Here is a 4,363-nt window from a genome sequence, read left to right as displayed (position 1 = left end):
GGTCCATGACCGAGTCCGGTACGCGGTGACAGCAACGGAGAACCAGATGAAGGTCTGCCGCTGCGCCGGCTGACCGGCCCCCTCCGCCTCACCCGCGTCCCGGACCCGCTCGCGTCCTTCGACTGCGACACCTGGGACGACATCGCCGACGCCAGGGCACGCATCAGGGAGCATGGTCACGTGTTGGATGAATGGATCTCCGCAGTCAAGGACGAGCTGGGCATTGACCTGGACGTCGACATCCGTGGTCTGCTCGACCTGGCCCGTGACGCCGCGCACGGCGTGGACCGGCCCGCCGCCCCGCTGACCACCTTCCTAGTCGGCTACGCCGCCGCCCAGGGCAAGGGCGGCCCCGAGGCCGTCGCCGAGGCCGCGCGCAAGGCCTCCGCACTGGCCCAGCGCTGGGCGGAGGAGAACAACGGGGGCGAGGAAGAGAACAGCGGGGGCCCGAGCGCCCCGGACGCCGGATGACCCCCGGCACCCGGGCCGGGGCGCCCGCGGATAACCGCGACGACCTCGACGTCGAGGAGGCCCTGGCCCTCGTGAGGGAAGCCAAGGACGACAGCACCGGACATGTCCCCGCCCCGGCACCCCAGACGGCGGGCGAGCGGCACACCGAGCGGCACCGGGCCACGCCCTGGCCGCAGGCCCGGGAGATCGCCGCCCGGGCCGTCCGCTCCCGCGCCCGCCGCGCCCCCGTCTCCGTGCCCCTCGACGACGCCCTCGGCCTGGTCCTGGCCGCGCCGCTCGACGCGCTCACCGACCTGCCCTCCTTCGACACCTCCGCGATGGACGGCTACGCCGTCGCCGGACCCGGACCCTGGGAGGTGCGCGACGAGGGCGCGCTCGCCGGGCACGCGCAGCCCGCGCCGCTCACCGACGGCGAGGCGGTCCGCATCGCGACCGGCGCGCGCATCCCCGCCGACACCACCGCCGTGCTGCGCACCGAACACGGCCGCACGGACGTCCAGGGCCGGCTGCACGCCACCCGGGAGACGGCCCACGGCCAGGACATCCGCCCGCGCGGCCAGGAGTGCCGCAGCGGCGACCAGTTGCTGCCCGTCGGCACCCTGATCACCCCCGCCGTCCTGGGACTCGCCGCGGCGGCCGGATACGACACCGTCACCGCCGTTCCTCGCCCCCGCGCCGAAGTGCTGGTGCTCGGAGACGAGTTGCTCACCGAGGGCCTTCCGCACGACGGGCTGATCCGGGACGCGCTCGGCCCCATGCTGCCGCCGTGGCTGCGGGCGCTCGGCGCCGAGGTCGTCGCGGTACGCCGGATCGGTGACGACGCCAGGGCCCTGCGCAAGGCCGTCACCGGCTCCACGGCCGACCTCGTCGTCACCACCGGAGGCACCGCCGCCGGTCCCGTCGACCATGTCCACCCCATCCTGGAGCGCATCGGCGCCGAACTCCTCGTCGACGGCGTCAAGGTGCGCCCCGGCCATCCCATGCTGCTGGCCCGCACCAAGGACGACCAGCACCTCGTCGGTCTGCCCGGCAACCCCCTGGCGGCCGTCTCGGGCCTGCTCACGCTCGCCGAGCCGCTGCTGCGGACCCTGGCCGCCCGCCCGGCCCTCGAGCCGTACACGCTGCCGCTGAAGGAGGCGGTGCACGGGCATCCGCACGACACCCGGCTCATCCCCGTGGTGCTGCGCGGCGACCGCGCCGTGCCGCTGCACTACAACGGCCCGGCCATGCTGCGTGGCATCGCCGCAGCCGACGCGCTGGCCGTCGTACCGCCCGGCGGGGCCCGGCAGGGCGAGGAGACGGAACTGCTGGATCTGCCGTGGGCGGCCGCGGGCATCGGGGTGTGTTTCACGTGAAACATCCGAGGTGCCCTGCCCAGTAGGGAACCGTACGGGGGAGTAGCGTCGCCGGTATGCATGCGATCACGATTCCCGAACCTGGTGGTCCCGAGGCGCTGGTGTGGGACGAGGTCCCCGATCCGGTGCCCGGCGAGGGCGAGGTGCTGGTCGAGGTGGTGGCCAGCGCCGTCAACCGCGCCGACATCCTGCAGCGGCAGGGCTTCTACAACCCGCCGTCCGGCGCGTCCCCCTACCCCGGCCTGGAGTGCTCAGGCCGGATCGCCGCGCTCGGCCCCGGAGTGTCCGGCTGGGCCGTCGGCGACGAGGTGTGCGCGCTGCTCTCGGGCGGCGGCTACGCCCAGAAGGTCGTCGTGCCGGCCGGGCAGCTGCTGCCCGTGCCCGAGGGCGTCGACCTCCGGCAGGCGGCCGCGCTGCCCGAGGTGGTGTGCACGGTCTGGTCCAACGTGTTCATGATCGCCCATCTGCGCCCCGGCGAGACGCTGCTCGTGCACGGCGGCGCCAGCGGTATCGGCACCATGGCGATCCAGCTGGCCAAGGCCGTCGGCGCCAGGGTCGCGGTGACCGCCGGCACCAAGGAGAAGCTGGACCACTGCGCCGAGCTGGGGGCGGACATTCTCGTCAACTACCGGGAGCAGGACTTCGTCGCCGAGGTCATGCAGGCCACCGACGGGGCGGGCGCCGACGTCATCCTCGACAACATGGGCGCCAAGTACCTGGGCCGCAATGTCCAGACGCTCGCGGTCAACGGACGTCTGGCGATCATCGGGATGCAGGGCGGGGTCAAGGGCGAGCTGAACATCGGCACGCTGCTGAACAAGCGGGCCGCCATCAGCGCGACCTCGCTGCGGGCGCGTCCGCTGGACGAGAAGGCGGTCATCGTCGCCGCCGTGCGCGAGCATGTGTGGCCGCTGCTCGCCGCCGGTCATGTCCGGCCGGTCGTGGACCGCGAGCTGCCGATGCCGGAGGCCGCCGAGGCGCACCAGGTGGTGGAGGCGAGCGGCCACGTCGGCAAGGTGCTGCTGGTGACGCCGTAGCGGCGTCCGGAGAGGCGCCCCCGGGGGCTCAGCCCTTGCGGAGCCTGAGGCCCAGGAACGCCAGGCCCAGCCCGAGCCCGATCAGGACGAGGCCGCTGCCGAGCGGAAGGATGCGCAGGACCGGCCCGTCGGCGTCGTTGCCCTGCTGGGCGGCGCTCTGGCCGGCCGGCTGCCGCGAGGGCCGGGCGGGCACGAGGCCGGCCTCCGCAGGCGGTGGAGAGACCGACGCTGACCCGCTCGGCGTCTCCGCGGTCTCCGGCTCCTTCGGCTGCGCGGCGACCCCGTCGGGGTCGCGGATGGGCGCCGAGTCGTCGCCTCCCTCCACCTCGGCCATGGGCCCGTCCGGCCGGCCCGGTCGCCTCCGCCCCTCCCCGGCCCGGCTCCCCGCGCGGGACGGCGTCGCCGCCTGCGGGTTGTACGAGGCGGAGGCGGAGTCCGAGGGTGTGGGGACGGGCGTGGCGGGCGTGTGATCGGCGCCGGAGGCGTGCTCGTGCCCGTGGCCGCGACCGGCGTGGTCGGAGTGGCCGGGGTGGCCGGGGTGCTCGTGGTCCGCGTGGCCGGTGGCCGAGGGGCGCGGGGGGCCCGGCTCGGAGGCGTACGCGGTGGCGGTGCCGTAGGCCGGCAGGGCCGTGGTGAGGACGAGCATCAGCCGTAGAGAGCGGTGCTTGAGTCGCAGCCATGAAGTCACGTCGGTGACCTCCCGGAGCCCAGGTCGTCGTGATCGATGGAAAAAAACCGACGGAAACAAGCCTCACATTCGTGTCGTAAGGGAGCATTTCGGATTGGGCCGATGGGTCTAAGCGGTGGATCAACCCCAAGAGGGGGCACCACGCTGATGAGGTGTACGGGTGCGAGAGAATGGCGGCATGGAGATGCCGAGGAACGAACGGTCGCCGGAGAGTCCCCAGATCCTCGTCGTGGGCCAGGACGGGATGGCGCTCGGCGGTGGCAATGGGGACGACGACCCCCGCGAGATTCCGGTGACGGAGCAGGTCGAGCAGCCTGCCAAGGTCATGCGGATCGGCAGCATGATCAAGCAGCTCCTGGAGGAGGTGCGCGTGGCTCCGCTGGACGAGGCCAGCCGGGTCCGGCTGAAGGAGATCCACGCCAGCTCGGTGAAGGAGCTGGAGGACGGTCTGGCGCCGGAGCTGGTCGAGGAACTGGAGCGGCTCTCCCTGCCGTTCACCGACGACGCGACGCCGAGCGACGCGGAACTGCGGATCGCGCAGGCACAGTTGGTGGGCTGGCTGGAGGGCCTCTTCCACGGGATCCAGACGACCCTGTTCGCCCAGCAGATGGCCGCGCGGGCCCAGTTGGAGCAGATGCGCCGCGCGCTCCCGCCGGGCGTGACGGGCCACGAGGGCGACGACCCCCGCACCGGCGGCCGCTCGGGCGGACCGTACCTGTAAGGGAGAATGCGATGAGCGCACCCGACGGCAGCCCGGTCGGCGCCGAACGCAGCATCGGCCAGCTGTTCGCCTCGGCGACGACCGAAATGTC

Annotated in this window: 4 protein-coding genes and 1 pseudogene; 4 read left to right on the top strand and 1 reads right to left on the bottom strand. The window is 73.5% G+C overall.

What is annotated here, in order from left to right; all coding sequences use genetic code 11:
• Positions 1-51: 51 nt before the first annotated feature.
• The 3 genes and pseudogenes from ACWEN3_RS42300 to ACWEN3_RS42290 form a co-directional block, all read left to right on the top strand.
• A pseudogene (locus tag ACWEN3_RS42300) lies at positions 52-471 on the top strand (DUF6457 domain-containing protein); the annotation flags it as partial.
• Positions 468-1,826 (top strand): molybdopterin molybdotransferase MoeA, encoded by a 1,359-nt coding sequence (locus tag ACWEN3_RS42295; protein ID WP_452982821.1) that lies wholly within the window; start codon positions 468-470, stop codon positions 1,824-1,826. The pseudogene ACWEN3_RS42300 and the gene ACWEN3_RS42295, both read left to right, overlap by 4 nt.
• Positions 1,827-1,882: 56 nt before the next feature.
• On the top strand, positions 1,883-2,863 hold the full coding sequence (locus ACWEN3_RS42290) for an NAD(P)H-quinone oxidoreductase (protein WP_452982819.1): 981 nt from the start codon (positions 1,883-1,885) through the stop codon (positions 2,861-2,863).
• Between the two features lie 28 nt (positions 2,864-2,891).
• Here the strand turns inward: ACWEN3_RS42290 and ACWEN3_RS42285 are convergent, their stop codons facing one another.
• Positions 2,892-3,551, bottom strand: a complete 660-nt coding sequence (locus ACWEN3_RS42285; protein ID WP_452982816.1) for a hypothetical protein — start codon at positions 3,549-3,551, stop codon at positions 2,892-2,894.
• A gap of 178 nt (positions 3,552-3,729) precedes the next feature.
• Between ACWEN3_RS42285 and ACWEN3_RS42280 the strand changes: the two genes are divergently transcribed.
• Complete coding sequence (locus ACWEN3_RS42280; RefSeq protein ID WP_452982814.1) at positions 3,730-4,272, top strand: bacterial proteasome activator family protein; 543 nt, start codon at positions 3,730-3,732, stop codon at positions 4,270-4,272.
• Positions 4,273-4,363 lie beyond the last annotated feature (91 nt).

This window comes from Streptomyces sp. NPDC004561, from assembly GCF_053602155.1.
The sequence above is the reverse complement of the archived record's forward strand: the minus strand, read 5'-3'. Positions and strand labels throughout refer to the sequence as shown.

Bases quoted from the DNA above. Each gene is read 5' to 3' on its own strand.
- ACWEN3_RS42295 (WP_452982821.1), top strand. From the start codon at position 468: ATGACCCCCGGCACCCGGGCCGGGGCGCCCGCGGATAACCGCGACGAC.
- ACWEN3_RS42290 (WP_452982819.1), top strand. From the start codon at position 1,883: ATGCATGCGATCACGATTCCCGAACCTGGTGGTCCCGAGGCGCTGGTG.
- ACWEN3_RS42280 (WP_452982814.1), top strand. From the start codon at position 3,730: ATGGAGATGCCGAGGAACGAACGGTCGCCGGAGAGTCCCCAGATCCTC.